This window comes from Ruminococcus flavefaciens, assembly GCF_900108555.1.
Taxonomy (GTDB): domain Bacteria; phylum Bacillota; class Clostridia; order Oscillospirales; family Ruminococcaceae; genus Ruminococcus; species Ruminococcus flavefaciens_P.
Genome location: NZ_FNWV01000031.1, coordinates 1 through 2791 on the forward strand (window position 1 = coordinate 1; position 2791 = coordinate 2791).

Consider the following 2791-nt stretch of genomic DNA (forward strand, 5'->3'; position numbering starts at 1 on the left):
GAAGGACGTGATTAACTGCGATAAGCTGCGGGGAGTGGTAAGTACACATTGATCCGCAGATTTCCGAATGGAGCAATCCAGCTGAGCAAACCTCAGCTATCGTATACTGAATAAAATAGGTATACGAGGGAAACCGCCTGAACTGAAACATCTAAGTAGGGCGAGGAAGAGAAATCAACCGAGATTTCCTAAGTAGTGGCGAGCGAACGGGAAAGAGGCCAAACCATAGGAAGCAATTCTTATGGGGTTACGGACTGCATTTAGTATTGTTAGAGGATAGCCGAACACTTTGGGAAAAGTGATCAGAGAGCGTGAGAGTCGCGTAGGCGAAATTCAAAAACAGCGAGCAGGATCCAGAGTACCGCCGGACACGTGAAACCCGGTGGGAAGTCGGGGGGACCACCCTCCAAGCCTAAATACTACCCAATGACCGATAGAGAATAAGTACTGTGAAGGAAAGGTGAAAAGAACCCCGGGAGGGGAGTGAAAGAGAACCTGAAACCCTGTGCTTACAAGCACATAGAGCACATTAACGTGTGATATGGTACCTTTTGTAGAATGGTCCGGCGAGTTATGGTATGCAGCAAGGTTAAGCACTTAAGGTGTGGAGCCGAAGCGAGAGCAAGTCTTAATAGGGCGACAAGTTGTATGCCATAGACCCGAAACCGGGTGACCTAGCCATGTCCAGGCTGAAGTGGAGGTAAAGCTCCATGGAGGGCCGAACCGACCCCCGTTGAAAAGGTGGCGGATGAGGTGTGGCTAGCGGAGAAATTCCAATCGAACCCGGATATAGCTGGTTCTCCCCGAAATAGCTTTAGGGCTAGCGTTGTATTAGATTACCGGAGGTAAAGCACTGAATTGGCTAGGGGCCGAGAGGTTACTGAACCATATCAAACTAAGAATGCCGGATAATTGATGTACAGCAGTCAGACTACGTGAGATAAGTCTCGTGGTCAAAAGGGAAACAGCCCAGACCCACAGCTAAGGTCCCGAAATAGATTTAAGTGGAGAAGGATGTGGAGTTGCATAGACAACCAGGATGTTGGCTTAGAAGCAGCCACTCATTAAAAGAGTGCGTAATAGCTCACTGGTCGAGTGACTCTGCGCCGAAAATTCAACGGGGCTAAAATCTATACCGAAGCTTGGGCTTGTACAGCAATGTACAGGGGTAGGGGAGCGTTGTATGAGGGGCGAAGTCAGAGCGGAAGCACTGGTGGACTTCATACAAGTGAGAATGCCGGAATGAGTAGCGAGAATTATGTGAGAATCATAATGGCCGAAAGTCTAAGGTTTTAGAAGGAAGGTTCGTCCGCTTCTAGTAAGCCGGGAGCTAAGGTAAGGCCGAAAGGCGTAGCCGATGCACATACGGTAGAAATTCCGTAGCCTCCATAGATTTAAGCACAGGGACACTTTTGAAGGGTTTAGCCGAGCGTTGGTTGCCTCGGTCGTAAGGGACTGCGAATGAGCGGGAAGTAAACTTGGAAGAAGGCGAGAAAAGCTGTGTGTATAGAAGATGGAGCCCGTACCGCAAACCGACACAGGTAGACAGGAAGAAGATTCTAAGGCCAACGGGAGAAGGGTTGTTAAGGAACTCGGCAAGTTGACCCCGTAACTTAGGGAGAAGGGGTGCTCTATAAGAGCCGCAGAGAATAGGCCCAAGCGACTGTTTAGCAAAAACACAGCTCTATGCTAAATCGAAAGATGACGTATATGGGGTGACACCTGCCCGGTGCCGGAAGGTTAAGAGGAGGAGTGCAAGCTCTGAATTGAAGCCCCGGTAAACGGCGGCCGTAACTATAACGGTCCTAAGGTAGCGAAATTCCTTGTCAGGTAAGTTCTGACCCGCACGAATGGTGTAACGATTTGGGCACTGTCTCAACAACCCGCCCGGCGAAATTGTAGTACCGGTGAAGATGCCGGTTACCCGCGACTAGACGGAAAGACCCCATGGAGCTTCACTGTAGCTTAATATTGAATTTCGGTATTTCATGTACAGGATAGGTGGGAGACTGGGAAGTAAGGGCGTCAGCCTTTATGGAGTCGACCTTGGGATACCACTCTTGAGGTGCTGGAATTCTAACCTGTGGCTTTGAATCAAGTCAGGGGACATTGTTAGGTGGGCAGTTTGACTGGGGCGGTCGCCTCCTAAAAGGTAACGGAGGCGCTCAAAGGTTCGCTCAGCATGGATGGAAACCATGCTTTTGAGTGTAAACGCAAAAGCGAGCCTAACTGCGAGACTGACGGGTCGAGCAGTAACGAAAGTTGGAGTTAGTGATCCGGCGGTATGTGAGTGGAAATGCCGTCGCTCAACGGATAAAAGCTACCCTGGGGATAACAGGCTGATCTCCCCCAAGAGTCCACATCGACGGGGAGGTTTGGCACCTCGATGTCGGCTCATCGCATCCTGGGGCTGAATTCGGTCCCAAGGGTTTGGCTGTTCGCCAATTAAAGCGGTACGCGAGCTGGGTTCAGAACGTCGTGAGACAGTTCGGTCCCTATCTGTCGTGGGCGTAGGATATTTGAAAGGAGCTGTCCCTAGTACGAGAGGACCGGGATGGACGCACCGCTGGTGCACCAGTTGTCATGCCAATGGCACAGCTGGGCAGCTAAGTGCGGAACGGATAAACGCTGAAGGCATCTAAGCGTGAAGCCGACCTTAAGATAAGATATCCCTTCGTAAGAGTAAGACCTCTCAAAGACTATGAGTTTGATAGGCTCAAAGTGTAAGCGTGGTGACACGTTCAGCTTGCGAGTACTAATCGGTCGAGGGCTTTTCCTTTTTACTTCTGAA

At 50.3% G+C, this 2791-nt stretch carries 1 rRNA gene; it reads left to right on the top strand.

The annotated features are described in order from the left end of the window. A 23S ribosomal RNA gene (locus BLW60_RS16135) occupies window positions 1-2780 on the top strand; the annotation flags it as partial. Between the last annotated feature and the right edge of the window lie 11 nt (window positions 2781-2791).